The sequence below is a fragment of the Bradyrhizobium sp. USDA 3311 genome (genome assembly GCF_054062495.1).
This window is the reverse complement of sequence record NZ_JBSSFI010000001.1, coordinates 5474783-5500521: the sequence shown is the minus strand read 5'-3', so window position 1 is coordinate 5500521 and position 25739 is coordinate 5474783. Positions and strand designations below refer to the sequence as shown.

Sequence of the window (25739 nt, the reverse complement as noted above, 5' to 3'; positions counted from 1 at the left end):
ATGCGCAACCGCCACAAGGTGCCGAGGTGATCCACAAAACCAGTCTACCATTCCAAGGGTGGACCGGGCTTGCCGGATCGGAACTGAGGCGAATCTTGAAGAGAATTCACGCTCGCCGCCGACATTAGGTGGCTATCGACCGGGGGGGTGTCAAGTCATTGAAAAACGCGCGCCATCAGGCGCTTACGCACACGGGTAAGCGACGCAAACTCGGCTGCGGAGATACCTTCCGCAGCCGTCACTTCTCAGGACGATTGGAGCGTTCCAGCGCCGCAAATCAGGCGCTGGCGTTCTCGACGGCGCGATCGGATCGATCGGCGTAGATGTAGAGCGGACGGGCCGTGCCTTCCACGACTTCGCGGGAAATCACGACTTCTTCCACACCTTCCAGACCCGGCAGGTCGAACATGGTCTCGAGCAGGATCGCCTCGAGGATCGAACGCAGGCCACGGGCGCCGGTCTTGCGCTCGATCGCCTTGCGGGCGACCGCGCCAAGCGCCTCGTCGGCGAAGGTCAGCTCGATGTTCTCCATCTCGAACAGGCGCTGGTACTGCTTCACAAGCGCGTTCTTCGGCTCGGTCAGGATCTTCTTCAGCGAGGTCTCGTCCAGATCCTCGAGCGTCGCCACGACAGGCAGACGGCCGACGAACTCGGGGATGAGACCATACTTCAGGAGATCCTCAGGCTCGACGTGACGGAAGATCTCGCCGGTACGGCGATCCTCCGGCGCGAGCACCTGGGCGCCGAAGCCGATCGAGGTCGACCGTCCGCGTGCCGAGATGATCTTCTCGAGACCGGCGAAGGCGCCGCCGCAGATGAACAGGATGTTGGTGGTATCCACCTGCAGGAACTCCTGCTGCGGATGCTTGCGGCCGCCCTGCGGCGGGACCGAAGCCACCGTGCCTTCCATGATCTTCAAGAGCGCCTGCTGCACGCCCTCACCCGACACGTCGCGCGTGATCGAGGGATTGTCGGACTTGCGGCTGATCTTGTCGATTTCGTCGATGTAGACGATGCCGCGCTGGGCGCGCTCGACATTGTAGTCGGCGGCCTGGAGCAGCTTCAGGATGATGTTCTCGACGTCCTCACCGACATAGCCGGCTTCGGTCAGCGTCGTTGCGTCCGCCATCGTGAAGGGCACGTCCAGAATGCGGGCGAGCGTCTGCGCGAGCAGCGTCTTGCCCGAACCGGTCGGACCGATCAGCAGGATGTTCGACTTCGCGAGCTCGACGTCGTTGTGCTTGGTCTGGTGGTTGAGGCGCTTGTAGTGGTTGTGCACCGCGACCGACAGGACCTTCTTCGCGTGGCTCTGGCCGATCACGTAATCGTCCAGCACCTTGCAGATTTCCTTCGGCGTCGGAATGCCGTCGCGCGACTTGACCAGCGAGGACTTGTTCTCCTCGCGGATGATGTCCATGCAAAGCTCGACGCACTCGTCGCAGATGAAGACCGTGGGACCCGCGATCAGTTTGCGGACTTCGTGCTGGCTCTTGCCGCAGAACGAGCAATATAGCGTGTTCTTGGAGTCGCTCGTGCCGACCTTACTCATTCATGTCTCCGTCCGCGGTTCGATCCCGTTCCGCTCGATCGCTCCATCCCGACACACCGGTCGGTATGAAGTTCAAATAGAGCAAATTCCGTACCAAAAAAGACCCTACGCGCTACATCCCGTGCGAATCACGGTCACTCGATTCTCCCGCGATCATAGCGGATCATTCGTAGCCAACCATGCTGTCACCCGACTATCAAGAATTCGCTAATCGGGGGTCGCCGGCTACCCGTGACAATACCGTGATTTCAGGTCTTGGCACGGGCGAAGTGATCGAAATCACCCCGGCGTTGCTGGATTGCCACGAAAAACAAGCACGAAAGCGGAACTTTCTGCCTGTCGCAGGGCGCAAAACGGCGTTTTGCAGCGCGCACACGAGTCCTAAACGTGAACACTCCCCTGAAGGTACCCGGGCGCCCCCGAGGGACGCCGCTACCCACCGGTAGTGCTACTGGGTCTTCGCCGCGGCCGGCTCTTCGGCGCGCTTGTCGATGACCCTGTCGACCAGGCCGAACTCCTTGGCGTCGTTGGCGGTCAGGAACTTGTCGCGTTCCAGCGCGTCCTCGATCGTCTTGTAGGTCTGGCCGGTATGCTTCACGTAGATCTCGTTGAGCCGCTTCTTCAGGTTCAGGATTTCCTGCGCGTGCAGCATGATGTCGGTGGCCTGGCCCTGGAAGCCGCCGGAGGGCTGATGCACCATGATGCGCGCGTTCGGCAGCGAGAAGCGCATGTCCTTCTCGCCGGCGGCGAGCAGCAGCGAGCCCATCGAGGCCGCCTGCCCCGTGCACAGCGTCGAGACCGGCGGGCGGATGAACTGCATGGTGTCGTAAATCGCAAGGCCCGACGTCACCACGCCGCCCGGCGAGTTGATGTACATCGAGATTTCCTTCTTCGGATTTTCCGCTTCGAGGAACAACAGCTGCGCGACGACCAGCGTCGACATGCCGTCCTCGACCGGACCGGTCAGGAAAATGATGCGCTCTTTCAACAGGCGCGAGAAAATGTCGTAGGCGCGCTCGCCACGGTTGGTCTGCTCGACCACCATGGGCACGAGGTTCATGTAGGTTTCAACCGGATCGCGCATGAGTCACCTAGGGTTTTCGGAGGCGGACATCGCCACTCTTGGCTGCCAGTTTGGCTGGATTTGCCGGAAGGCCGATGGACGCCCGTGATGCAGGAAGTTGGTAGCGGTAGAAGTTTGGGTACAGGGTGTACCGACAGATATAGCCCAATTCGCGCCAGACAAGTGCGGAGCGAATTAAGGCTTAATCCGCCGGGCACTTGAAGCTGATTCTCGCAAGAAGGCCCAGCCAGCCACATGGCTAGCCGGGCCCTTCCGCTGATCATCCTTAATAGAAGACTGTCTCAAAGCCTTCAGGCCGCGGTCTTTTCCGCCTCGTCGTCCTTGTAGAGGTCCTCGCGCGAAACCTTCTTCTCGGTCACGTTGGCGAGCTCGAGGATGAAGTCGACGACCTTGTCCTCATAGATTGGCGCACGAAGCTGGGCCAGCGCCTGGGCGTTGCTGCGGTAATAGTCCCAGACTTCCTTCTCGCGGCCGGGCATCTGGCGGGCCCGCTCGATCACGGCGCGGCCGACCTCGTCGTCGGTCACGGTGATCTTGTTCTTCTCGCCGATCTCGGAGAGCACGAGGCCGAGGCGCACGCGCCGGTCGGCGATCTTGCGGTACTCTTCCTTGGCGGCATCTTCGGTGGTGTCCTCGTCGGCAAAGGTCTTGCCGGCCGAGTCCATCTCGGCCTTGACCGAGTTCCACATCAGATTGAACTCCTCGTCGACGAGCGAGGGCGGCGCCTCGAAGCGATGCGCCTCGTCGAGACGGTCGAGCAGCGCGCGCTTGACGCGCTGGCGCGTCGCACCGGCGAACTCGGCAACCAGACGCTCGCGCGCGGCTTCCTTCAGCTTGTCCAGCGATTCGAGGCCGAGCGTCTTGGCGAACTCGTCATCGATCGCAATGTCCTGCGGCGCTTCGATCGAGGTCGCGGTGGTCTCGAACTCGGCCGGCTGGCCGGCGAGCTTGTCGTTCATGTAGTTCTTGGGGAACGACACTTTCAGCGTGCGCGTCTCGCCCGCGCCGATGCCGGTGAGCTGCTCCTCGAAGCCGGGGATGAAGGTGTTGGAGCCGATGACGACCTGGATGCCCTCGCCGGTGCCGCCCTCGAAGACTTCGCCGTTGATGGTGCCCTTGAAGTTGATGGTGACGCGGTCGCCCGACTCGGCCTTGGCGCCGTCGGCCTTCGCGGCATAGCCGCGGTTGGTGTCGGCGATGCGCTTGATCGCCTCGTCGACGTCGGCGTCGGTAACGTCGGCCACGGGCTTCTCGACCTGGAAGGTCTTGAAGTCGGCGAGCGCGATCGACGGCACCACCTCGATCGCAACCGTGTAGGTCAGATCGGTCTTGCCGCTCAGCAGCTCCTCGACCTCGGCCTGCTCGCTCGGCATCGTGATCTTCGGCTCGGTCGCGAGGCGGAAGCCGCGCTCGGAGAACAGCTGCGTGTTGGTGTCGCGGATGGTCTGGTCGATGGTCTCGGCCATCACCGAGCGGCCATAGACCTTCTTGAGATGAGCGACCGGCACCTTGCCGGGACGGAAGCCGTTGATGCGGACCTTGTCCTTGAGGTCGACGAGCTTGGCGCCGGCCTTGGCGTCGAGATCAGACGCGGGAACGCTGATCTTGAACTCGTGCTTCAAACCTTCCGAGAGGGTTTCTGTGACCTGCATGGCGTCCAATCTTCTTCTCGTTCGGCCCCGGCACGCATGCGTCGGGACGCTGTCATTAATCGATCCAACGCGAGGCAAACGCCTCAACGCCGGTGGTTCATCAGAGCCCTGCTCCAGACGGAAAACATCCGCACGAAGCGAGGCCCTTCGGTAATCCGTGCAAACGCTGAAAGCGCTTGGTGCGGGCGGAGGGACTCGAACCCCCACAACTTTCGTCACTGGAACCTAAATCCAGCGCGTCTACCAGTTCCGCCACGCCCGCGTGAATTTGCATCAAGACCGGCCGCGATGCCGCGGGCGGCCGGGCTTATAGCATGCGCCTGACTGTTCGCAGCAAAAAAATGGCCTGATGGAGGCAGGCTTCAAGTAGGCACGATGGCTGGACTTATCCAGCGCGGCGTGGTCCGGATCGGGCCATGAAACCGCGGATCTTTCACCCGAGCCGACGCGAGGTTCTGGTTGGCCTCGGAGCCTCGGCTGCGGGGCTGATGGCCGGCGGCGCAGGTCCGTCCGTGACCGCCCAGATCGCCCTTCAGGCGAGGCCGGCAACGCTGGCTCTGAAGCCGGGGCAGCCGCCCACACCAATCTGGGAGCTGGCCGCCGTAAGCCATACCAGGGGCGTCCATCTCAAGCGCGGCGACCGCTGCGAGGTGGTGTTCCGCAACGACCTGCCTGTGCCGCTTGCCCCAGTCTGGTACGGCCTCAACGGCCCGGCTGCGGCGGACCCGCTGCGAGGGCGCGCGCCGACGGCGCCGGACGCGACTGAAACTTCAATTATTTCAATACCAAACGCCGGAACCCTGCTGACCGACTTTCGCCTCTTCGAGGACGGCCTGAAGCAGCCGGCGCGGCCGCTTCCGATCATCGCGGAGGAGACGAGCCGCATCGCCGTCGATCGTGACGAGGTCCTGCTGATCGAGGAATGGCGCCTGCGGCCGGATGGGACCGCGCTGCCCCCGGGCCGCGACCCCAAGGACACGACCCCGCTCTATACAATCAACGGGCAGACTTCATGCGAGCTCTCAGCCGCCGCCAATGAGCGGCTGCGGCTGCGCTTTATCAATGGCTCCCAACGCACTGTCCTCGCAATCAAATTGGAGAATCACGAGGTCCGCGTGATGGCCCTGGACGGACAGCCGGCCGAGCCGTTCCCGGCCCGCAACGGCGCCCTGGTGCTGGCCCCGGGCGGACGGGCCGACGCCTTTGTGGACGCAGCCACATCGGCCCAATTTCTGCTGCATGACGGCAAGGAGGCCCGCCCGATCGGAAACCTCTCGATCTCCGGCAGGCTGGAGCGGCGCGCGCCGCTGTTGCCGCCACAACCGCTCCCTGCGAATGCCCTGCCCGACCAGCTCGATCTCAAAGGCGCCCTGCGGTTCGATGTCGCGCTCGGTGCACCCGATACCGGCTGGACGCGGCCTGCGGATTTCTCCACCTCGTCGGCGCCGGCCTTCCGCACCAGGACCGGCCGCACCGTCGTGCTGACCCTCAAGAACCCCGCGCCCCTCACCGCCGTGTTCCACCTGCACGGCCATCCCTTCCGCCTGCTCGACAAGCTCGACGACGGCTGGAAGCCCTATTGGCTCGACACGCTCGCGATCGAGTCCGGCCAGACCCAGCGCATCGCGTTCGCGGCGACCTCGCCCGGACGTTGGCTGATCGAATCCGTCGTGACCGACTGGGCCGCGCCGCGGCTGGTGCGCTGGTACGCGGTGGAGTGAGGTTTCGTAGGATGGGTAGAGCGCAGCGAAACCCACCGCCACCGTGCCGAGGTTTGAGATGATGGGTTTCGCTGCGCTCTACCCATCCTACCCGCCGTAGCGAGCAGCTCAGTACTCGATCCCCAGTGCGTTATAAATCCGCCGGTGCACGGCCGGGAGCGTCTCAGTCAGGTCCTCCGCGATCAGCCCCGGCCCCGCCTCGCTTGCCGCCTCGCCATGCATCCACACGCCGATGCTGGCGGCTTCGAAGGCCGGCACGCCCTGCGCCAGGAGCCCCGCGATGATACCGGAGAGCACGTCGCCCGCACCCGCCGTGGCGAGCCAGGGCGGCGCATTGGCGGCGATGGTGGCGCGGCCGTCTGGCGCGGCGATGGTGGTATCCGGCCCCTTCAGCAGCACCACCGCGCCGGAGCGTTCGGCGGCGGCGCGGACGCGCTCGAGCTTGGAACGGCCGGGGTGCTTGTTGCTGAGATCGGAGAACAGGCGCGGAAACTCGCCCTCGTGCGGCGTCAGCACCACCGCATTGTCGTGCGAGGCCTTGATCGATTCGAACAGGCGCTCGGGATTTGCGGCAAAGCTCGTCAGCGCATCCGCGTCGAGCACCAGATGCCGCTGCGCGCCAAGCGCGGTGTGGACGAAATCGCAGGTGCGATCGCCAACGCCCGTGCCGGGGCCGATGATGCAGGTGTTGTAGCGCTTGTCGCCGAGCAGCTCGCCGAACTCGATCGCGGTGTCGACGGGGCGAACCATCACCGCGGTCAGCGCGGCCGCATTGATCGCGAGCGCATCGCGCGGGCTCGCCAGCGTCACCAGGCCCGCGCCGGCCCGCAACGCGCCGCGCGCGGCAAGCCGCGCCGCGCCGGTCGCGGCTGCATCGCCCGAGACCGCCAGCACTTGCCCTCGCGCATATTTGTGGCCGTCGATCCGCGGCACCGGAAAGGCCGCGCCCCAGAAATCCGGGTCGTTCTCGAAGGTCTGCGGCCTGATCTCGTCAAGCACCTGTGCGTCGATACCGATATCGGCAACGCGCACGCGGCCGCAATGCATCCGCCCCGGCACCAGCAGGTGCGCCGGCTTCTTGCGGAAGAAGGTGACGGTCTCGGTGGCGTTGACCGCAGCTCCCAGCACGGCGGCGCTGGTGCCGTTGATGCCGCTCGGCAGATCGACCGCGAGCACCAAGGCACCATTGGCGTTGACGGCCTCGATCATCGCGCGCGCCTCGCCGTCAACGGGGCGGCTGAGGCCCGCACCGAACAGCGCGTCGATGATCAGCGCGGGCTTTCCGATCGCCTGCGGATTGAACGGGAGCACCGGGTGCTTCCAGCCGCGCGCGGCGGAGGCCGCGTCGCCCTGGAGCTGGTCGCGCTCGCACATCAGGATCACCGAGACCTCGCGGCCCTGGGCGGCGAGCTCGGCGGCTGCGACAAAACCGTCGCCGCCATTGTTGCCGGGGCCGGCCACGATCAGGATCGGCCCCTCCTCCACCAGCGCGTTGGCGGCCTCGGCGACCGCCTGGCCCGCGCTCAGCATCAGCTTGAAGCCGGGCGTGCCGGCCGCGATCGAGAGCTGGTCGGCGCGCTGCATTTCGGCGTTGGTCAGAACTTCCATGCCACTTCCCTGTACAAACGCCTCTTCAACAGGCATCTTCGGTGCCGATCCGACCGCCGGAACGCCGATTTGCCCACAGATTGAACCGTTTGCCTATTTCGTAGTCTTCGGTATTTTGGGCCGGTCGGCTCCACCTATCAGAGATGCTCGTTAAAAGGCTGATAACGCTCCAATAATCAGGGCATTTGCAACTTGGCATAGACCCTGCTTTCGAGGAAGCCGCTTCGGTTCGTCGTGCTCACTGACATCTATCAGGGTGTGGCCGGCCGTTGGTGCCGGGCTGGTCAGGGATCCCGGCATAGCGAAGACAAGATCGTGCGTGAGAAAAGCGCATCCTGACGAAGACGTTGCTATTTGATCGAAATGCCGGGAGGCGCGCAGTGAAGAAAATCGAAGCCATCATCAAGCCGTTCAAGCTCGACGAGGTGAAGGAAGCGCTTCAGGAAGTCGGCCTTCAGGGCATCACCGTCACCGAGGCCAAGGGCTTTGGCCGGCAGAAGGGACACGCCGAGCTTTACCGCGGCGCAGAATACATCGTCGACTTCCTGCCCAAGGTGAAGATCGAGATCGTGATCGGCGACGATCTGGTCGAGCGCGCCATCGACGCGATCCGCCGCGCTGCGCAGACCGGTCGCATCGGTGACGGCAAGATTTTCGTCTCCAACATCGAAGAGGCGATCCGCATCCGAACCGGCGAATCCGGGCTGGACGCTATCTGAGCCGGGTGCTATCCCGCATTTTGCGACACTCTGACAAGAAATTAAGGCTGCTTCGGCGGCCCGAATTCGTTTGTGCGGTCGCGCGCGAACTCGCCAAAAGCGAGAATAATCCTGCTCATCTGGAAACCGACCCGCAGAGCCAAAAGGGGTATGCATGAAGACCGCCAAAGACGTCCTGAAATCGATCAAGGACAACGACGTCAAGTACGTCGACCTGCGCTTCACCGATCCGCGCGGCAAGTGGCAGCATGTGACGTTCGACGTCAGCATGATCGATGAAGACATATTTGCCGAAGGGACGATGTTCGACGGCTCCTCGATCGCCGGCTGGAAGGCGATCAACGAGTCCGACATGTGCCTGATGCCGGATCCGGTGACCGCGACGATTGATCCGTTCTTCGCCGAGACCACCATGGTCATCACCTGCGACGTGCTCGAGCCGACCACCGGCGAGCCCTACAACCGCGACCCCCGCGGCATCGCCAAGAAGGCCGAGGCGATGGTGAAGTCGATGGGCGTCGGCGACACCGTCTTCGTCGGTCCCGAAGCCGAGTTCTTCGTGTTCGACGACGTGCGCTTTTCCTCCAGCCCCTACAACACCGGCTTCAGGCTCGACTCCTCGGAGCTGCCGACCAACACCGACACCGAATATGAAGGCGGCAATCTCGGCCACCGCGTCCGCACCAAGGGCGGCTACTTCCCGGTCCCGCCGCAGGACTCGGTGCAGGACATGCGCTCGGAAATGCTCGGCGCCATGGCCAAGATGGGCGTCAAGGTCGAGAAGCATCACCACGAGGTCGCCTCCGCCCAGCACGAGCTCGGCATGAAGTTCGACACGCTGACGCTGATGGCCGACCATCTGCAGATCTACAAATACTGCATCCACCAGGTCGCCCACATCTACGGCAAGACCGCCACCTTCATGCCGAAGCCGGTCTATGGCGACAACGGCTCGGGCATGCACGTGCACCAGTCGATCTGGAAGGACGGCAAGCCGGTGTTCGCCGGCAACAAATATGCCGACCTGTCGGAGACCTGCCTCCACTACATCGGCGGCATCATCAAGCACGCCAAGGCGATCAACGCCTTCACCAACCCCTCGACCAACTCCTACAAGCGTCTGGTCCCGGGCTATGAGGCTCCCGTGCTGCTCGCCTATTCCGCGCGCAACCGGTCGGCCTCCTGCCGCATCCCCTACACCGCTTCGCCGAAGGCCAAGCGTGTCGAGGTGCGCTTCCCGGATCCGCTCGCCAATCCCTATCTCGGCTTCGCCGCGATGCTGATGGCCGGCCTCGACGGCATCAAGAACAAGATCGATCCGGGTCCGGCGATGGACAAGGACCTCTACGACCTGCCGAAGGAAGAGCTGAAGCAGATCCCGACGGTGTGCGGCAGCTTGCGCGAGGCGCTCGAGAACCTCGACAAGGACCGCGCCTTCCTCAAGGCCGGCGGCGTGTTCGACGACGACTTCATCGACAGCTACATCGAGCTGAAGATGACCGAAGTCGAGCGCTTCGAAATGACCCCGCACCCGGTCGAGTTCGACATGTACTATTCGGGCTAAGCGGCCCGAACTGTCTGCGACAAGCAAAAGGCGCTCCGCGAGGGGCGCCTTTTCGTTTTGGGGCGCCTAGTCGCCGATCCAGTCACCATGTCGCTGTAAAAGCCCGCTGGAGCTCGGCCGGCCCCGTCACGCCGCTCGCGATCAGCAACTGGGTGAGAACCCGTGCCTTCTGGGGATTGAGGTCCTCGGACACGACGAAGCCGTTCTTGTCATCGTCGACCTCAACATTGCGGGTGACGAAGCCAGACCGAACCCGCGTGGAACGGACGACCATGATGCCCTTCTTCGCGGCGGCTTCGAGCGCATCGAGCGCCGGCTTCGACGTATTGCCGTCACCGACACCGGCCAGCACGATGCCTTTGGCGCCGTGGGAAATGGCGTCCTCGATCGGAACGGCGTCCATGTTGGCATGCGAGTAGACGATCTCGACCCGCGGCAATTGCTCGCCTGCCGGGAGCTGATAGGCCGCGCGCTTGAGACCGGCAGCCTGGGCCATGAAACGGATGCCGCCCGCGGTGTCGACATAGCCGATCGGCCCGCCGTTGGGAGAATTGAACGTCTCGATGCTCGTGGTGTTGGTCTTGGTGACCGAGCGTGCTCCCTCGATCTTGTCGTTCAGCACGGCCATGACGCCGCGACCGCGGGATCGGGGATCGGCGGCCACCTGGACCGCTTCGTACAGATTGCCGGGGCCATCCGCGCTGACGGCTGAAGCCGGACGCATCGAGCCGACGATGACCACCGGCTTGTCGCCACGCACCACATTGTCGAGAAAGAACGCCGTCTCCTCCAGCGTATCCGTGCCGTGGGTCACGATGACGCCGTCGGCCTCGTTCTTGTCGAAGGCCTCCTGAATGCGACGGGCCAGCGCAAACCAGACCTTGTCGTTCATGTCCTGGGATCCGATCGACGAAATCTGTTCGGCGTTCAGCTTTGCCAGCTTGTCCAGACCCGGCACCGACTGCATCAATTGCTCGCCCGTGATCTGGCCCGATTTGTACGCACCGGTCGCACGCGCGTCAGCCTGGCCTGCGATGGTGCCTCCCGTCGCAAGCACGAGAATGCGCGGCAGGCCTCCGGCCGAAGCGTCCTTGCCCGGCTCCGCAGCGTGCGCCGCTGCGCCGATGCCGCCGGACCAGAGCGCAAAAGACAGCAGTGGAATGGCAAGCATGGATGTTCGACGTTGGCGACAGCTGGCTGGGCTGGCGGTAGGCTTCGTCATCGAATTGTCCTCCCGTTCAAGTAGGGATCGACATTCGATACGCCCATTGAGGCCGAAGATGGGTCAGCCTGCTGCTTTCCCTATGGGTTGTCCCGCCGCGGCATAAAATGATCGAGCAAACCCGTCGGTAGCGGAAAGACGACGGTCGACGACCGTTCGCCCGCGATGTCGTGCAGGGCCGCGAAGTAACGTAGCTGCATCGCCTGTGGCTCCTGCGCGAGAATCCGGCCGGCCTCGACGAGCTTTTCGGCGGCCTGCTGCTCGCCCATCGCGTTGATCACCTTGGCGCGCCGCAACCGTTCCGCTTCGGCCTGCTTGGCGATCGCGCGCACCATGGTTTCGTTGAGATCGATGTCCTTGATCTCGATCCCGGTGACCTTGATGCCCCAGACGTCGGTCTGCTTGTCGAGGATCTCCTGGATGTCGGCGTTCAACCTGTCGCGTTCGGCAAGCATCTCGTCGAGCTCGTGCTTGCCGAGCACCGAGCGTAACGTGGTCTGCGCGAGCTGGCTGGTGGCGGCCATGTAATCGCCGACCTTGATGATGGCCCGCTCGGGATCGACGATGCGGAAATACAGAACGGCGTTGACCTTGACGGAGACGTTGTCCCGCGAAATCACGTCCTGGGGCGGGACGACCTGCACCATCACCCGTAGATCGACCTTTACCAATTGCTGCACGACCGGAATGAGGATGATGAGGCCCGGGCCCTTCACGCCGGTAAAGCGACCGAGCGTAAAGACGACGCCACGCTCGTATTCACGCAGGATTCGAATAGCCTGGGATAGGAACATGATGACAAGCAACGCGAGCGCCGCATAGGTCAGATATTCCAGCATCATGACGGATCTCCCTCGCCTGTTCGGGCTGGTGCGCGCCGTATCAGCAGCGTCAGGTCGACGACGTTTGCGACTTCGACCGTCTCTCCGGGCTTGAACGTTTCGGCGCCGCGCGCCTGCCAGCGCTCGCCATGGGCGAAGACATGACCTTCGCTCCCACGCCAGTCGAGAACCTCGGCGGGCAAGCCTCGCATGGCTTGCGCGCCGACCCGTTCAGGAGCGTTGGCGGCACGCCGCAGCGAACCAAGCACGACGAGCGCAAAGCCGGTGAACACAGCTGCAGCGATGCCGATTACCCACCACGACAGGTGGTAGCCGGGCGCCTCGACCCTGAAAAGCATCAGCGCTCCCAGCACGAAAGCGACGATCCCTCCGAGACCGATCACCACCGTCGGATTGAAGGCTTCGACAGTGAGAAGCACTATGCCGACCAGCATCAGGGCAAGCCCGGCATAGTTGATTGGCAGCAAATTGAGCGCATAGAGGCCGATCAACAGGCAGATCGCGCCGACGACTCCCGGAGCGACGGCTCCGGGAGACATGAACTCGAAGATCAGGCCGTAGATGCCGACCATCAGGAGAATGAACGCCACATTCGGATCGGTGATGACCGCCAGGAAGCGGGATATCCATCCGGGGTCGATGGCTTCAACGACCGCATCCTTCGTCGCGAGGCGTTGCGTTTTGCCGCCTGCAACCTCCACCACGCGGCCATCGAGTTGCCTCAGCAATTCGGCCTGATCGCGCGCGACGAGATCGATGGCATGGGCCTCTAGCGCGCCGTTGGCAGAGAGAGTGGCGGCCTCACGGACCGCTTTCTCCGCCCAGTCCACATTGCGGTTGCGCAGCTCCGCAAGGCTACGGATGAAAGCAACCGCATCATTGGTCACCTTTGCCGTCATCGCATCCTTGGGCTGATCCTTCTCGCCCTGCTGGTCACCGTCCTTCTTGTCCTTGCCGCCCTTGTCCGGTGTACCGCTCGGCAGACCCGGCAGCGGTCCGCCAATCTGCACCGGCGTTGCTGCACCAATATTGGTGCCCGGCGCCATCGCCGCGATGTGGGTCGCATAAAGGATATAGGTCCCCGCGCTCGCCGCGTGGGCGCCGGAGGGAGCGACGTACCCGACGACAGGGACGGGCGAGGCCAGCACATCCGCAATGATCTCGCGCATGCTGGAATTGAGTCCGCCGGGAGTGTTGATTCTCAGAAGCACGACCTCGGCGCGCCGTTCACTTGCGTGGGCCAAGGCCTCCTTCACGTAACTGGCCGACGCGGGGCCAATGGCCCCGTCGATCGAAACAATCAGTGCAAGACGGCCGTTCTCCTCTGCTGAACTGGGAAGGAGGCAGCAGATCAAAGCCACGACGCCAATCGCCGTAACGAGGGCCGCCTTCATGGTCTGCACGGCAGGGCTCCCTTGCAGAGCATATGGTGTTCGTCTCTTGAACCTCAATGCAGCCGTGTGCAGGCCCTTGTCTGATTGTGCGATGCAATGGAAATCGCCCCGCGGATCGGTTGAGCAGGGCGGTGGCGGACCATGCCTTGGGGACCATGCCTTGGGCTGATCCGCCCGCGCACTTGGCGGCTACGGCCTCGCGATCCGCACCCCGTCCGCTCCGATCGCGCCGAACGTACTCGCGATGATCTCGCTCGTCGGCTGCATGCCGCCGAGCGACCAGTGCGAAGGCTCCTGCTCCTCGATCCTGACCCAGACGTTGCGGCGGAAGTCCGGACTGCCCTGCCCTTCGACCTCGACCAGGAGGTCGGTGACGCGTTCGAGCAGCGTTTTCTTCTGTGCGGCATCCAGGATGCCGCGGACGGTGGATATGGTGACGTAAGGCATGTCTCTCTCCAATCATGTCGTGTGACGACAGAGCGAATTTGGACCCGGTGCCCCGGGCAGGGCAGTGGCGGATCAGCCAGAGATCGGGCAATTTCCGCCACGCATCGCTGGCGCCGATCGGTTAGGGTCGCCAGTGGCTGGCAGGAGATCCCATGAAGCTCGCAGTTCTGGCGCTGGAAGGTTGCATGCATTCGGCGATCTCAGGCGTCGCCGACGTCCTGTCGCTCGCCAATCACGTCATGCAGCAGAGCGGCGAAAAATCCCGCTTCACCTGGCAGACGCTGTCGCTCGACGGCAAGGCGGTGCGCGCCGGCGGCGGCCAGACGGTCGCAGTCGACGGCGCGATCGGCAAGCGCGCCGGCTTCGACGCGATCCTCGTCCCCGGCAACCTCGTCGATCACGTCACGGCCGAGCGCCTGCGGCCGCAATACGTCCGTGCCGGCGCCTGGCTGCGGCAACAGCACGCCAACGGCCGGCTGATCGGCGCCTTTTGCAGCGGCGTCTTCCTGCTTGCGGGAGCGGGCCTGCTCGACAACCGCCGCGCCACCATCACCTGGTGGCTGCAAAGCGAGCTTCGGCAGCGCCATCCCGCGATCGACCTCGCCCCGGACGCCGTCATCACCAGCGCGGACCGCGTCGTCTGCGCCGCCGGCCCGATGTCGTGGGTCGACCTCCTGCTCAGGCTGATCGAGATGGTCGACGGCAAGCAGATCGCAAAACTGTGCGCGGACTACGTCGTCATCGACACCGCACAGCGCACCCAATCGATCTTCATGCCCGTGGGCTACCTGCTCTCGCAGGACCCGCTGCTGACCAGGGCCGACCTGCTGGTTCGTCGCACCGGCAAGAGCCCGATGACGGTCAAGCGCCTTGCCGGCGCGCTCGGCCTCAGCGAGCGCACGCTGAACCGGAAGTTTCAGGAGCTCACGCACGAGCCGCCACAAGCCTTCATCATGCGCCGCCGCGTCGAGCACGCGCGCACGCTGCTGGAGACGACGACGCAGCCGATCAAGACCATCGCGCGCACGACAGGGTATGAAGACGAGAGCAGCTTTCGCAAGGCGTTCCGCAAGCTGACGTTGATGTCGCCGCAAGCCTATCGCGCGCGGCGGATGGAGCGGGCGGCGTAACCGCTGACCAAGAGTGTTCGACCCAGCTTAGCGCCTTGTTCGCCCGGCAAATCCACCACTGCGGCGATGGTGCTCTTAACTCTGCTCCAGCCGACGCCGCGAGCAGATCGCGGCCGAGCAATACCGTAATACGCAGTAATCGAACTCGTCTCAGAAAGATGCAGCCATCCTCGCGCGAGAAACAGGTCGCGCCATGAGGTGGATCAACGAGTTGGCGCGACTTTTCTGATGTAATGATGTTTGAAGAGTTGACCCGCGCCATCGGATCGAAGCCGAAGGGAGGCGACATTGACGAGTTCCCCTGACCGATACGGTACTGTTCCCCAGTTCCTCCACTGGGCGACGGTAGTTCTGGTGATCGTTGCGTGGACGCTCGGCATATTTGGCGATGACTTGCCCAAGGGTGGCGCGCGCGAGACAGGCCTGCTTGTTCATGTTTCCGCCGGCCTGTTGATCTTGGCCGCACTGATCATGCGGCTGGTGTGGAGGGCGGCCGTTCCGCCGCCGCCTCCCGAGCCAAACGAATTCCGCAGATGGCTTGGCGCCTTCGCCGACCCATCCGCCCGTCTTTTTCATTATACGCTCTACGCCTTGCTCGTTGTCGTTCCGGTCGCCGGGATCGTTACGCAGTTTGCGCGTGGCGAGGCGTTGCCGCTGCTCGGCATCTACGAAATATCATCGCCATGGATACGAGATAGAGCCTTCGCGCATTCGGTCAAGGAGATCCACGAAATTGCGGCCCACGCGCTTGTATTCGTCGCGTTCTTTCATGCTGGCGCAGCTCTGATCCATCATATCGTTTTTCGCGACAATACGCTGAACCGCATGCTACCTCGCGGCAAATGATGACGTACCACGGGTACCGCAACATCCTCGGCGAGTGATGCAACGATCGAGGCGGCGGCGGACCAACGTGCTATTTCTGGACCTTTGTGGCGCCGCATGAACCGTGGGGTGCAGGTTCGCGACCGGCTCATCCAGCGCAAACGACGCCCCCCGCAAGCCCGTCCGGAGAGCGACAAGGCATGATGGGTGGTGGAGACATGATGGGTCGCGCGATGAAGGGGCGCAGCACGATGGGTGTGGACGCGATGGGACCTCCCATAATGTTCCGCATGATGTTTGCGCTTATGGACTCCGACGGCGACGGAGCCATCTCGTCGGCGGAGTTTCAGGCAGCCCACGAGCGAATTTTCAAGGCAATGGACAGCAATAAGGATGGCAAACTCACGCCGGAAGAGATGCAAGCGTTCCTACAAACCAGAAGATAGGCTGACTATCCGCCAAACGAGCTATCCCCCAGCAGGACCTCCGAGCGGCGTGGGTCCCGGATCAGCGCTTCGCTTGTCCGGGACACGAACGTGGTCTACGCCGTCGCGCGCTGCCGCTCCACCAGCGCTGCGCCAAACGCCTCGAACAGCTTCCGGTTGATCGGATTGCGCTGGGGATCGTATTCGGCGTGCCATTGCACGCCGAGCGCAAAGGTCGGGGCTTCCGCGATGCGGATGGCCTCGATGGTGCCGTCCTCGGCGACACCTTCGATCAGCACGCGCTTGCCGGGATCGAGGATGCCCTGGCCGTGCAGAGAATTGACCCGGATCCTCTCACAGCCCAGCAGCCGTGCGAACGCCCCGCCCGGCGTGAGGTCGACATCGTGGCGGTCGGCGAACACCACGGTCGGATCGGGGTGGATCTCGCCGTTCTCGAGCCGGGGCATGCGATGGTTCATGCGACCCGGGATCTCGCGGATCTCGGGGTGCAGCGAGCCGCCGAAGGCGACGTTCATCTCCTGGAGGCCGCGGCAGATGCCGAACAGCGGGATGCCGCGCGCAACGCAGGCGACGGAAAGCGCCAGCGCCACCTCGTCGCGGTGGATGTCGTAGGGCTCGTGCTTCTCGCAAGGGTCTACGTTGAAGCGGGTCGGATGGACGTTGGCGCGGGCGCCCGTGAGGACGATGCCCTCGACGGTATCGAGCAGCGCACCGATGTCGGTGATGTCGGGCGAGCCCGCAAACATCACCGGCAGGCCGCCGGAGACCTCGGCCACCGCACGCAAATTGCGCTCGCCGACCATCTGGACCTGAAATCGATTTTCGACGCGATGGGCGTTCCCGATCACGCCGACGACCGGCTTTCTCATCTTCCGTTTCCGACCTCCCCCGTAAGAAGATTCTCCAAACATGCCCTTCCGATGGAACAAATTCAACCGAAGGGATTGCGGGACGGCAATGCTATTTTCGCGCCTTTGGCGCCGCGTCGGCCCACTTTCGCGCCCCGGCGTCGGCCAAAGCAGGCCCGCCGAGGCGTCAAACCGGTGCATAGCCTCGGCTTGATCCCAGGTAAGATTTGGCGAAAGAGTGCGCTCTGCGGCCTTCCCAAAAGGAGACGACGTGACAATTTCCCGAGATGAACGACCCCGGACCCGCAGCGACCTGGCCTGGGCCATCTCGGTCGGCGGCATCAGCGTCGTGCTGGTCACGGCGCTGCTCGCCTTCACCTGGTATTTTGCCGCCACCCTGCTCCTGATCTTCACCGGCATGCTGCTCGGCGTCGGCCTCAACGCGCTGACCAATGCACTCGGCCGCCGCGTGCACCTGCCGCACACAATGCGGCTTGCGATCGTCTGCATCGCGCTGGCCCTGATGCTCGCGGGCGTCGCCTATCTCGGCGGCGCCACCATCGCCGAACAGGCCTCGCTGCTCAGCAAGACCATCAGGTCGCAGATCACCAACGTGAAGTCCTTTCTCGACACCCACGGTATCGACACCAGCTTCTTCGATTTCGGCAACGCCGCACCCGCCGCCTCCACCGATGCAGGGTCGACGCCCACCCCAAACACGGCCCCGCGCGGCAATTTGCCGGGTGCAGGCGCCCTCGCGTCCAGCGGCGGGGCGATCGTGAGCCAGACCTTCAAGCTGCTGCTTGGCACCATCAGCGCCGTCGGCAACATCTTCATCGTGCTGTTTCTCGGGCTGGCCTTCGCTGCCCAGCCCAGCGTCTATCACGACGGCCTGCTGTTCCTCGTGCCGGCCAGGCACCGCACGCGGGCTACGCTCATCGTCGACCGCATCAGCGAGACGCTGGAGCGCTGGCTGATCGCGCAGATCATCGTCATGCTGGCAGTCGGCGTGGTGACCTGGATCGGGCTGGCCATCATCGGTATCCCCGGGTCGTTCATCCTGGGAATCCAGGCCGGCCTCCTCGCCTTCATCCCAACCGTCGGCGCCATCATCGCCGGCGTCGTCGTGGTGCTGGCGAGTCTCGCCTCGGGCTGGATCCCGGCGCTATCCGCACTGATCCTGTTTCTCGGCGTGCATGCGATGGAGAGCTACGTGCTGACGCCGCTGCTCCAGCGGCAGGCGCTGGACATTCCGCCGGCCACGCTGTTCGCGTTCCAGATCCTGCTCGGCGTCGTCTTTGGAATCTGGGGCCTGGCGCTGGCGCTGCCACTGGTCGCCATCGCCAAGGTCATGATCGACCATTTCAAGACCTATGAGGCGCCGCCTCTGGCGGAGGCGGCTTGAGGCGGCTCAGGTCGTCAGCACAGTCTCGGTGTGCTCGACCTCCGGGGGCGCAGCAAAATACTGGCCGACGAGGCTGCGCCATTCGGCGAAGTTCTCGGAGCCGCGGAAATCGACGGTGTGGTTCTCCAGCGTCGCCCACTTCACCATCAGGCGATAGCGCTGCGGCTTCTCGATCGATTTGTGCAGCTCGAAGCCGTGAAAGCCCTTGGAGCGGCCGAACGCGGCCTTGGCCTTGGCGACAGCGGCCTCGAAATCCTTCTCGCTGCCCGGCTTGACGTCGATTTGCGCGATCTCGGTGATCATCGGCTTCCACCCTTCTTGTTTGACGGGCGTGTCTACCGCACCCCGCCCAAAAGAAAAAGGCGCCGAAACGGCGCCCTGGCTGGCCGGAAACTGCAGGTCTCTCAGGCGAACAGCAGGACGGTGCCTGCCACGATGAGCGCGCAACCGACGAACAGCGCGAGCGGCCAATAGTTGCGGCCCTGCGCGTAGCGTCCCTGGGCGCGGCGCTCGGTGATCAGCGCCGTCTCGTATTCCTCCGCGGTCGAGAACAGACAGGCGAAGCCGCCTCGCGCCGAGGCGGCTTGAGCTTCGAGCGACATCAGGGCGGCCTGCGGGGTCTGTCGACGGATCGATTCCATGACCGGAATGGTAGGGATCGAATGGTAAACAAGGAATTACCGCAGGGCCCTTTGCCTCAAGCCGTGACCTGACGCGCCTGCGGCGCGCCGATCCGCGCGGCGCTCTGGCGGCGCCAGTTCTCCAGCGACAACGGCAGCTCCTCCGCCGCCTCGACGCGGTTTCGGCCGCCACGCTTGGCCTGGTAGAGTGCTGTGTCGGCCGAGGCCAGCAGCACCTCGAGCTCGGTACCGGCCGGACCGCCGGCGACGCCAATGCTGACGGTGGTGTCGACCGGGCCCTCATCGACCACGACGCCGGAGGTCTCGAAGGCTTCGCGCACGCGCTCGGCGACCAGCACGCCCTCCTCCAGCGAACACGGCAGCAACGCCGCGAATTCCTCGCCGCCGATGCGGCCCGACATGTCGGTGATGCGCAGATTGCTGACGACCACGGTCGAGAACAGTTTCAGCATCTCGTCGCCGGCGGGATGGCCGAAGCGGTCGTTGATCGACTTGAAGTGGTCGATGTCGAAGATCATCACGGTCACGGGACGCCCGGCCTTGGCCTCGCGCTCGATCACGCGGCCGCAGGCTTCGGAGAAGCCGCGGCGGTTGAGCATGCCGGTCAGGGGATCGGTGGATGCGGCGGTCCGGTGCGCGGTGACGGCGCGCTCCGACACCAGCATGAAGATCACGAACACGGTGCCGACGGCATAGAGCACCAGCTCGACCGCGAACACGGTGACCCAGATGCTGCCGGAGAAGCCGGCATCGTGCGGGCGCAGGAAGCTGCCGAGCAGGATCGGCAGCATCAGCACGCAGCCGTGCATCACCGGCACCACGAAGGCCGGCCAGCGCCGTTGCAGGCTCTTGCGCCGCTCGACCCAGAGCTCGCTTGCGGTCAGCGCGGCATAGACCGAGACGATGCCGGCGCCGATGATCATGCGCAGCATGGACGCCGCGGGATCGAGCAGCGTCACGGCGGCGGCCCATGCGAGCGCGCCGAGCACGAGGCCGGGCCAGTTCGGCTTGCGACCGTGGAAGACGCGCGCAGCATTCCACACCATGCCGCAGGCGACGAAGCCGACGGCATTTAACGCCAGATAGAGATGCGGCCCCAGCCTGTCGCCGGCCGCCGTCCACAACGCGACCGAGGCCGCGCCCAGGAGATAGGCGGTGCCCCACCATTTCAGCGCAGGACTGTTCTCCTGCCTGCCGAAGAACACCATCATGGCGCCGAGCAGTGCGGCGACCATGGTGGCAACCAAATAGAGCGTGATGCTATCGAGCGACATCATGTCGGCCCCCTTGAAAACATAGCAGTTACGCGACCGGCCCAGCCGATTTGCGCGCCCTTCCAAAGGCGACGCTAAGTTCCCGCGGGTTCCATTCAGGTTTTCACGCGGCCCCAACTTTTCGGGAAACACGTCGTCAATTTGCATACAAACGAACAACAAAAAGGGCGCTGAAATCAGCGCCCTTTTGCATCTCATTGAAGCCGCTTTCGCGGCGAATGTGACCGAAGCGATTAACGCTTCGAGAACTGGAAGGACCGGCGGGCCTTGGCCTTGCCGTACTTCTTGCGCTCGACCACGCGGCTGTCGCGGGTGAGGAAGCCGCCCTTCTTGAGCACCGTGCGCAGCTCCGGCTCGAAATAGGTGAGCGCCTTGGAGATGCCGTGACGGACGGCGCCGGCCTGGCCGGACAGACCGCCGCCGGCGACGGTGCAGATCACGTCGTACTGGCCGGAACGCTGGGCCACGGAGAACGGCTGCTCGATCATCATGCGCAGCACGGGACGCGCGAAATAGACCTCGACCTCACGCGAATTGACCGTGACCTTGCCGGCACCCGGCTTGATCCAGACGCGGGCGACCGCGTCCTTGCGCTTGCCGGTGGCATAGGCGCGGTTGAACTTGTCGACCTTCTTCTCGTGCTTGGGCGCGTCGGGCGCGGCCGCCGTCTTGAGCTGCGAGAGCTGGTCGAGCGACTGAATGGATTCGGCCATGTTATGCGGCCCTCGTGTTCTTGCGGTTCAACTTGGCGATGTCGATCTTCTCGGGCTGCTGCGCCTCGTGCGGATGATCGGCCCCGCCGTAGACGCGGAGGTTACCCATCTGCACGCGACCGAGCGGACCACGCGGAATCATGCGCTCGACGGCCTTCTCGAGCACGCGCTCGGGATGCTTGCCCTCGAGGATCTGGCGCGCGGTGCGCTCCTTGACGTGGCCGACATAGCCGGTGTGCTTGTAGTAGGTCTTCTGCTCGCGCTTGCGACCGGTGAGGACCGCATGCTGCGCGTTGATGATGATGACGTTGTCGCCGCAATCAACGTGCGGGGTGTAGGTCGGGAGGTGCTTGCCGCGCAGGCGCATGGCGACGATGGTGGCGAGACGGCCGACGACCAGACCCTTGGCGTCGATCAGCACCCACTTCTTCGTCACCTCAGCCGGCTTTGCCGAAAAGGTTTTCATATCGGAGTTTCCGTGGACGGGAGATATCGGCGCGAACACCGCACCGGACTGCGCGGTTTTCTAGAGAAGAGACGCGCAACGGTCAATGCCCGAAGACGGAAATTACGCTCGTAAAATCAATAGTTTAAAAATATGGTGCTATATTACCCGCAAAAAGCTCAAACATTTGGAATGGAATAGGTCGAGGTGACATGGGCGATCGGATCGGGCGAGGTGCCGGACAAGAGGTTCACTTCCCCGACCGCCAGGCGCTTGCCGAGCTTGAGCAGCCGCGCCTCGGCCAGAACGTCCTGGCCGGGCTGGCCCTTGCGCAGGAAGTTGATGTTGAGATTGGTGGTGACCGCGAGCCCGATCGGCCCGATCGCGGACAGAAGCACCACGTACATCGCAAAATCGGCGAGCGCCATCAGCGTCGGGCCGGACACGGTTCCGCCCGGCCGCAGCATCCTTTCGCTGTAGCGCTGGCGCAAAAGGCAGGTCTGGCCGTCCGCGCTCTCGATCGTGATGTCGCCGCCACTGAAGGCCTGGGGAAACTCGTCACGGAGAAACTGCTCGACCTCCGCCACGCTCATTTTCGCTAACGCCATGCCACCCCCACCCTCGCTTCAGGTCCGCTGTTACATTAGGTTATCTGCATCATCCAATTGCAATAATCCAACTGGAAACGCTTCGATGTCCGTCCAGCCCGCCCGCCCCCCCTTCCCGGAACCGCCGATCCTGCTGCGGGAGATCGTCGGCACCGTCGCCGTGCTCACGCTGAACCGCCCCGCCGCGCGCAACAGCCTGTCGGAGGCGATGATCGGCCAGCTGCATGCGAGCTTCAACGCAATTGCCGAGGACAAGCGCATCCGCGCCGCCGTCATCGCCGCCAACGGTCCGGCCTTCTCCGCCGGCCACGATATGAAGGAATTGACCGCGCGCCGCAGCGACCCCGATCGCGGCCGCGCATATTTCGCCGCGATGATGAATTCCTGCAGCGCGATGATGCAGGCGATCGTGCACCTGCCAAAGCCCGTGATCGCCGCCGTCCAGGGCATCGCGACCGCCGCCGGCTGCCAGCTCGTCGCAAGCTGCGATCTCGCGATCGCCTCGGAGGACGCGAAGTTCGCCACGCCCGGCGTCGACATCGGCCTGTTCTGCTCGACGCCGATGGTGGCGCTGTCGCGCAACGTTCCGCGCAAACAGGCGATGGAGATGCTGCTGACGGGCGAGCCTGTCACGGCCGACCGCGCCCGCGAGATCGGCCTCGTCAATCGCGTGGTGCCCGCCGGCACCGAACTCGGTGCCGCGATCGAGCTCGCGCAACAGGTCGCACTCAAATCGGCCTATACGGTCAAACTCGGCAAGGAGGCCTTCTACCGTCAGGCCGAGATGAGCCTTGCGGACGCCTATCGCTATGCGGCAGAGGTGATGACCGAGAACATGATGGCGCGCGACGCCGAGGAAGGCATCGGCGCCTTCATCGAGAAGCGCCCCCCGACATGGCGGGATGAATAGCGACGTTTCACACACCGTCATTCCGGGCGATGCGGAGCATCGAACTATGGTGCGCAATTGCGCACCTGAGAATCTCGAGATTCCGGGTTCGGCTCTGCGAGCCGCCCCGGAATGACGAACGAAAGAAAAAGATGAACCACGACGCCTATCCCGACAATTACATCCGCGCCATCCTCAACAGCGTGAAGTCGATCGCGATGGTCGGCGCCTCGCCGGTCAATGTGCGGCCGAGCTATTTCGCGTTCAAATATCTGGCGCAGCGCGGCTATGACATGATTCCGGTCAATCCCGGCCATGTCGGCAAGGAGCTGCTCGGAAAACCCTTCGTCGCCTCGATGTCCGACATCGGCTGTCCCGTCGACATGATCGACATCTTCCGCAACTCCAGTCACATCATGCCCGTGGTCGAGGAAGCGCTGACGCTCGATCCGCTGCCGAAGGTGATCTGGATGCAGCTCGGCGCGCGCGACGACGTCGCGGCGGCGAAGGCGGAAGCGGCCGGTATCAAGGTCGTGATGAACCGCTGCCCCAAGATCGAATATGGCCGCCTGTCGTCCGAGATCTCCTGGATGGGCGTCAATTCGCGCACGCTCAGCTCCAAGCGCGCGCCGGCGCCGACGCAAGGTATGCGGCTCTCCCTCAATCGGATGAGTGTCGGCGGTGGCGATACCGCGGCATCCGATCGTGCCGCCAAAAACAAGAGCGAGCAAAGCTGACGCAATTGCGAACGATTCGTTTCGCGAACGCGACAATACGCAGAACGATCGTTCCGATGTGAAGCCGCGCCTTGACGGCAGCAGCGGCGCCGATCAGCATGCCGCGCGATTTCAGACCACAAGAACAGGACGCCCTCAATGAGCGATCGCCTTCCGGGATTTTCAACCCTCGCCGTGCATGCCGGTGCACAGCCCGACCCCACGACCGGTGCGCGCGCGACGCCGATTTATCAAACGACCTCTTTCGTCTTCAACGACGCCGACCACGCCGCCTCGCTGTTCGGATTGCAGGCGTTCGGCAACATCTATACCCGCATCGGCAACCCAACCAACGCGGTGCTGGAAGAACGCGTCGCTGCGCTCGAAGGCGGCACGGCGGCGCTGGCCGTTGCCTCCGGCCACGCCGCGCAGGTCGTGGTGTTGCAGCAATTGCTCCAGCCCGGCGACGAGTTCATCGCCGCGCGAAAGCTCTATGGCGGCTCGATCAACCAGTTCACGCATGCGTTCAAGAGCTTCGGCTGGAACGTGGTGTGGGCCGATTCCGACGACATCGCCAGCTTCGAGCGCGCCGTCACCCCGCGCACCAAGGCGATCTTCATCGAGTCCATCGCCAACCCCGGCGGCAGCATCACCGACATCGAGGCGGTCTCGACGGTGGCGCGCAAGGCGGGCGTGCCGCTGATCGTCGACAACACGCTGGCCTCGCCCTACCTGATCCGCCCGATCGATCACGGTGCCGACATCGTCGTGCACTCGCTGACGAAGTTTCTGGGCGGCCACGGCAATTCGCTCGGCGGCATCATCGTCGATGCCGGCACGTTCGACTGGTCGACCGGCGGCAAATATCCGATGCTATCGGAGCCGCGGCCGGAATATCACGGCATCCGCCTCCAGGAGACCTTTGGCAATTTCGCCTTCGCGATCGCCTGCCGCGTGCTGGGCTTGCGCGACCTCGGGCCGGCGCTGTCGCCGTTCAACGCCTTCATGATCCTGACCGGCATCGAGACGCTGCCGCTGCGCATGCAGAAGCACTGCGACAACGCCAAGGCGGTCGCCGAATTCCTCGCCGGCCATCCGGCGGTGGCCTCGGTCAGCTACGCGGGCCTTGCCAGCGACAAGTACAACCGGCTTGCGCGCAAATACGCGCCAAAGGGCGCAGGCGCCGTGTTCACCTTCAGCCTGAAGGGCGGCTATGACGCCGGCGTCAGCCTGGTGTCGAAACTGCAGTTGTTCTCGCATCTGGCCAATGTCGGCGACACCCGCTCGCTGGTGATCCATCCGGCCTCGACCACGCACAGCCAGCTCGACGACGCCGCCAAGGTGAAGTCCGGCGCCGGCCCCGACGTGGTGCGGCTCTCGATCGGCATCGAGGACAAGGAAGACCTGATCGCCGATCTGGAACAGGCGCTGGGGGCTTAGTTGCCCGTCGTTCCGGGGCGGTGCGAAGCACCGAACCCGGAATCTCGACGTCATTTGCTCATCTCTGGATTCCGGGTTCGGTCCTACCGGACCGCCCCGGAATGACGGACGGCGCATGGTGGCGGCGCCGCCCCTCAGTTAACAGTCATTAACCATATCGGCCGCATACATCGTCTTTGGATCGCCCTTTGATTCGGAGCCGACGATGCTGCGCTGGATGGTGCCTGCCCTTGCGGCGATGCTGACGCTCTCAAGCGCGCTCGCCGCCGACCTTCCGGCCACGCCGAAGCGGCGGGCCGCCGTGCCGCCGCAGGAGGCGCCAACCGTCTATGTCGAGACCGATCCGGATGCGCTGATCTCGCCGGCCTATGGCATCGGCAGCTACGTCCGCAATCTGCCGGGCACGCCGCTGCTGCCCGGCTCTCACACGCTGCCGGGCTATTATGGCCGCCCCTGGGACTACGACTATCAGGGCCCGTATTACGGCGGGAAACAGGTCGACTATTTCTGGCGCCTGCCCTACGCGTGCGGCGTCTACGGCTATTGCTGATCAGCCG

The 25739-nt window shown here is 64.0% G+C and carries 26 protein-coding genes and 1 tRNA gene; 11 read left to right on the top strand and 16 right to left on the bottom strand.

Annotated features, from left to right (window positions below; translation table 11 throughout):
• Nucleotides 1-277: 277 nt before the first annotated feature.
• The 4 genes from clpX to ACVWW6_RS26290 form a co-directional block, all read right to left on the bottom strand.
• Entirely contained in the window at nt 278-1549 is a 1272-nt protein-coding gene (gene clpX / locus ACVWW6_RS26305; RefSeq protein WP_008547851.1) for an ATP-dependent Clp protease ATP-binding subunit ClpX, read from the bottom strand.
• Nucleotides 1550-1997: 448 nt separating this feature from the next.
• Nucleotides 1998-2633: an ATP-dependent Clp protease proteolytic subunit gene (locus ACVWW6_RS26300; protein ID WP_011087708.1), complete on the bottom strand. Its 636-nt coding sequence runs from the start codon at nt 2631-2633 to the stop codon at nt 1998-2000.
• A gap of 290 nt (nt 2634-2923) precedes the next feature.
• On the bottom strand, nt 2924-4285 hold the full coding sequence (gene tig, locus ACVWW6_RS26295; RefSeq protein WP_011087709.1) for a trigger factor: 1362 nt from the start codon (nt 4283-4285) through the stop codon (nt 2924-2926).
• Nucleotides 4286-4462: 177 nt separating this feature from the next.
• Nucleotides 4463-4547 (bottom strand) — tRNA-Leu (locus ACVWW6_RS26290).
• A 154-nt stretch (nt 4548-4701) separates the two neighbouring features.
• On the opposite strand from ACVWW6_RS26290, the gene ACVWW6_RS26285 reads away from it, so the two are divergent.
• Nucleotides 4702-6006 carry a multicopper oxidase family protein gene (locus ACVWW6_RS26285; RefSeq protein WP_161534756.1) on the top strand — a complete coding sequence of 435 codons (1305 nt, stop codon included), beginning with the start codon at nt 4702-4704 and terminating at the stop codon, nt 6004-6006.
• A gap of 108 nt (nt 6007-6114) precedes the next feature.
• On the opposite strand, the gene ACVWW6_RS26280 is transcribed toward ACVWW6_RS26285, so the two are convergent.
• Nucleotides 6115-7614 carry an NAD(P)H-hydrate dehydratase gene (locus tag ACVWW6_RS26280; protein ID WP_161534755.1) on the bottom strand — a complete coding sequence of 500 codons (1500 nt, stop codon included), beginning with the start codon at nt 7612-7614 and terminating at the stop codon, nt 6115-6117.
• 380 nt (nt 7615-7994) lie between these two features.
• Here ACVWW6_RS26280 and ACVWW6_RS26275 point away from each other — a divergent pair, with 380 nt between their 5' ends.
• Both ACVWW6_RS26275 and glnA read left to right on the top strand, forming a co-directional pair.
• Nucleotides 7995-8333 carry a P-II family nitrogen regulator gene (locus tag ACVWW6_RS26275; RefSeq protein ID WP_007603495.1) on the top strand — a complete coding sequence of 113 codons (339 nt, stop codon included), beginning with the start codon at nt 7995-7997 and terminating at the stop codon, nt 8331-8333.
• Between the two features lie 154 nt (nt 8334-8487).
• On the top strand, nt 8488-9897 hold the full coding sequence (gene glnA, locus ACVWW6_RS26270; protein ID WP_011087712.1) for a type I glutamate--ammonia ligase: 1410 nt from the start codon (nt 8488-8490) through the stop codon (nt 9895-9897).
• A gap of 82 nt (nt 9898-9979) precedes the next feature.
• On the opposite strand, the gene ACVWW6_RS26265 is transcribed toward glnA, so the two are convergent.
• The 4 genes from ACVWW6_RS26265 to ACVWW6_RS26250 form a co-directional block, all read right to left on the bottom strand.
• A complete protein-coding gene (locus ACVWW6_RS26265; protein WP_456681598.1) occupies nt 9980-11068 on the bottom strand; it encodes an asparaginase in 1089 nt (362 codons plus the stop codon).
• A gap of 131 nt (nt 11069-11199) precedes the next feature.
• Nucleotides 11200-11961 (bottom strand): slipin family protein, encoded by a 762-nt coding sequence (locus tag ACVWW6_RS26260; RefSeq protein WP_028171684.1) that lies wholly within the window; start codon nt 11959-11961, stop codon nt 11200-11202.
• Nucleotides 11958-13364: an NfeD family protein gene (locus ACVWW6_RS26255; protein WP_028171683.1), complete on the bottom strand. Its 1407-nt coding sequence runs from the start codon at nt 13362-13364 to the stop codon at nt 11958-11960. Before ACVWW6_RS26255 ends, ACVWW6_RS26260 begins: the two co-directional genes overlap by 4 nt.
• Before the next feature lie 180 nt (nt 13365-13544).
• Entirely contained in the window at nt 13545-13802 is a 258-nt protein-coding gene (locus ACVWW6_RS26250; protein WP_011087716.1) for a tautomerase family protein, read from the bottom strand.
• Between the two features lie 152 nt (nt 13803-13954).
• On the opposite strand from ACVWW6_RS26250, the gene ACVWW6_RS26245 reads away from it, so the two are divergent.
• From ACVWW6_RS26245 to ACVWW6_RS26235, 3 genes are all read left to right on the top strand, one after another.
• Nucleotides 13955-14932, top strand: a complete 978-nt coding sequence (locus ACVWW6_RS26245) for a GlxA family transcriptional regulator (RefSeq protein ID WP_456681597.1) — start codon at nt 13955-13957, stop codon at nt 14930-14932.
• Nucleotides 14933-15220: 288 nt separating this feature from the next.
• Nucleotides 15221-15778 (top strand): cytochrome b, encoded by a 558-nt coding sequence (locus ACVWW6_RS26240; RefSeq protein ID WP_028171681.1) that lies wholly within the window; start codon nt 15221-15223, stop codon nt 15776-15778.
• A 179-nt stretch (nt 15779-15957) separates the two neighbouring features.
• A complete protein-coding gene (locus ACVWW6_RS26235; protein ID WP_082757040.1) occupies nt 15958-16203 on the top strand; it encodes an EF-hand domain-containing protein in 246 nt (81 codons plus the stop codon).
• Between the two features lie 95 nt (nt 16204-16298).
• Here ACVWW6_RS26235 and ACVWW6_RS26230 read toward each other — a convergent pair whose 3' ends face one another.
• A complete protein-coding gene (locus ACVWW6_RS26230; protein ID WP_456681596.1) occupies nt 16299-17072 on the bottom strand; it encodes a gamma-glutamyl-gamma-aminobutyrate hydrolase family protein in 774 nt (257 codons plus the stop codon).
• 250 nt (nt 17073-17322) lie between these two features.
• Between ACVWW6_RS26230 and ACVWW6_RS26225 the strand changes: the two genes are divergently transcribed.
• Nucleotides 17323-18456: an AI-2E family transporter gene (locus ACVWW6_RS26225; RefSeq protein ID WP_038966312.1), complete on the top strand. Its 1134-nt coding sequence runs from the start codon at nt 17323-17325 to the stop codon at nt 18454-18456.
• A 6-nt stretch (nt 18457-18462) separates the two neighbouring features.
• Here ACVWW6_RS26225 and ACVWW6_RS26220 read toward each other — a convergent pair whose 3' ends face one another.
• From ACVWW6_RS26220 to ACVWW6_RS26195, 6 genes are all read right to left on the bottom strand, one after another.
• Nucleotides 18463-18759 carry an antibiotic biosynthesis monooxygenase family protein gene (locus ACVWW6_RS26220; protein WP_011087723.1) on the bottom strand — a complete coding sequence of 99 codons (297 nt, stop codon included), beginning with the start codon at nt 18757-18759 and terminating at the stop codon, nt 18463-18465.
• A gap of 101 nt (nt 18760-18860) precedes the next feature.
• Entirely contained in the window at nt 18861-19097 is a 237-nt protein-coding gene (locus ACVWW6_RS26215; protein WP_182871836.1) for a hypothetical protein, read from the bottom strand.
• 56 nt (nt 19098-19153) lie between these two features.
• Nucleotides 19154-20374, bottom strand: coding sequence for a diguanylate cyclase (locus ACVWW6_RS26210; protein ID WP_456681595.1), 1221 nt, complete (start codon nt 20372-20374; stop codon nt 19154-19156).
• A gap of 230 nt (nt 20375-20604) precedes the next feature.
• On the bottom strand, nt 20605-21084 hold the full coding sequence (rpsI, locus tag ACVWW6_RS26205; protein ID WP_011087725.1) for a 30S ribosomal protein S9: 480 nt from the start codon (nt 21082-21084) through the stop codon (nt 20605-20607).
• 1 nt (nt 21085) lies between these two features.
• Entirely contained in the window at nt 21086-21550 is a 465-nt protein-coding gene (rplM, locus tag ACVWW6_RS26200; RefSeq protein WP_011087726.1) for a 50S ribosomal protein L13, read from the bottom strand.
• Nucleotides 21551-21708: 158 nt separating this feature from the next.
• Nucleotides 21709-22137 carry a PaaI family thioesterase gene (locus tag ACVWW6_RS26195; RefSeq protein WP_011087727.1) on the bottom strand — a complete coding sequence of 143 codons (429 nt, stop codon included), beginning with the start codon at nt 22135-22137 and terminating at the stop codon, nt 21709-21711.
• A gap of 85 nt (nt 22138-22222) precedes the next feature.
• Between ACVWW6_RS26195 and ACVWW6_RS26190 the strand changes: the two genes are divergently transcribed.
• From ACVWW6_RS26190 to ACVWW6_RS26175, 4 genes are all read left to right on the top strand, one after another.
• On the top strand, nt 22223-23047 hold the full coding sequence (locus tag ACVWW6_RS26190) for an enoyl-CoA hydratase (protein ID WP_028171675.1): 825 nt from the start codon (nt 22223-22225) through the stop codon (nt 23045-23047).
• 131 nt (nt 23048-23178) lie between these two features.
• Nucleotides 23179-23763: a CoA-binding protein gene (locus tag ACVWW6_RS26185; RefSeq protein WP_456681594.1), complete on the top strand. Its 585-nt coding sequence runs from the start codon at nt 23179-23181 to the stop codon at nt 23761-23763.
• 138 nt (nt 23764-23901) lie between these two features.
• Nucleotides 23902-25182 (top strand): O-acetylhomoserine aminocarboxypropyltransferase, encoded by a 1281-nt coding sequence (locus ACVWW6_RS26180; RefSeq protein ID WP_011087730.1) that lies wholly within the window; start codon nt 23902-23904, stop codon nt 25180-25182.
• A 205-nt stretch (nt 25183-25387) separates the two neighbouring features.
• On the top strand, nt 25388-25732 hold the full coding sequence (locus tag ACVWW6_RS26175) for a hypothetical protein (protein WP_028171673.1): 345 nt from the start codon (nt 25388-25390) through the stop codon (nt 25730-25732).
• Nucleotides 25733-25739 lie beyond the last annotated feature (7 nt).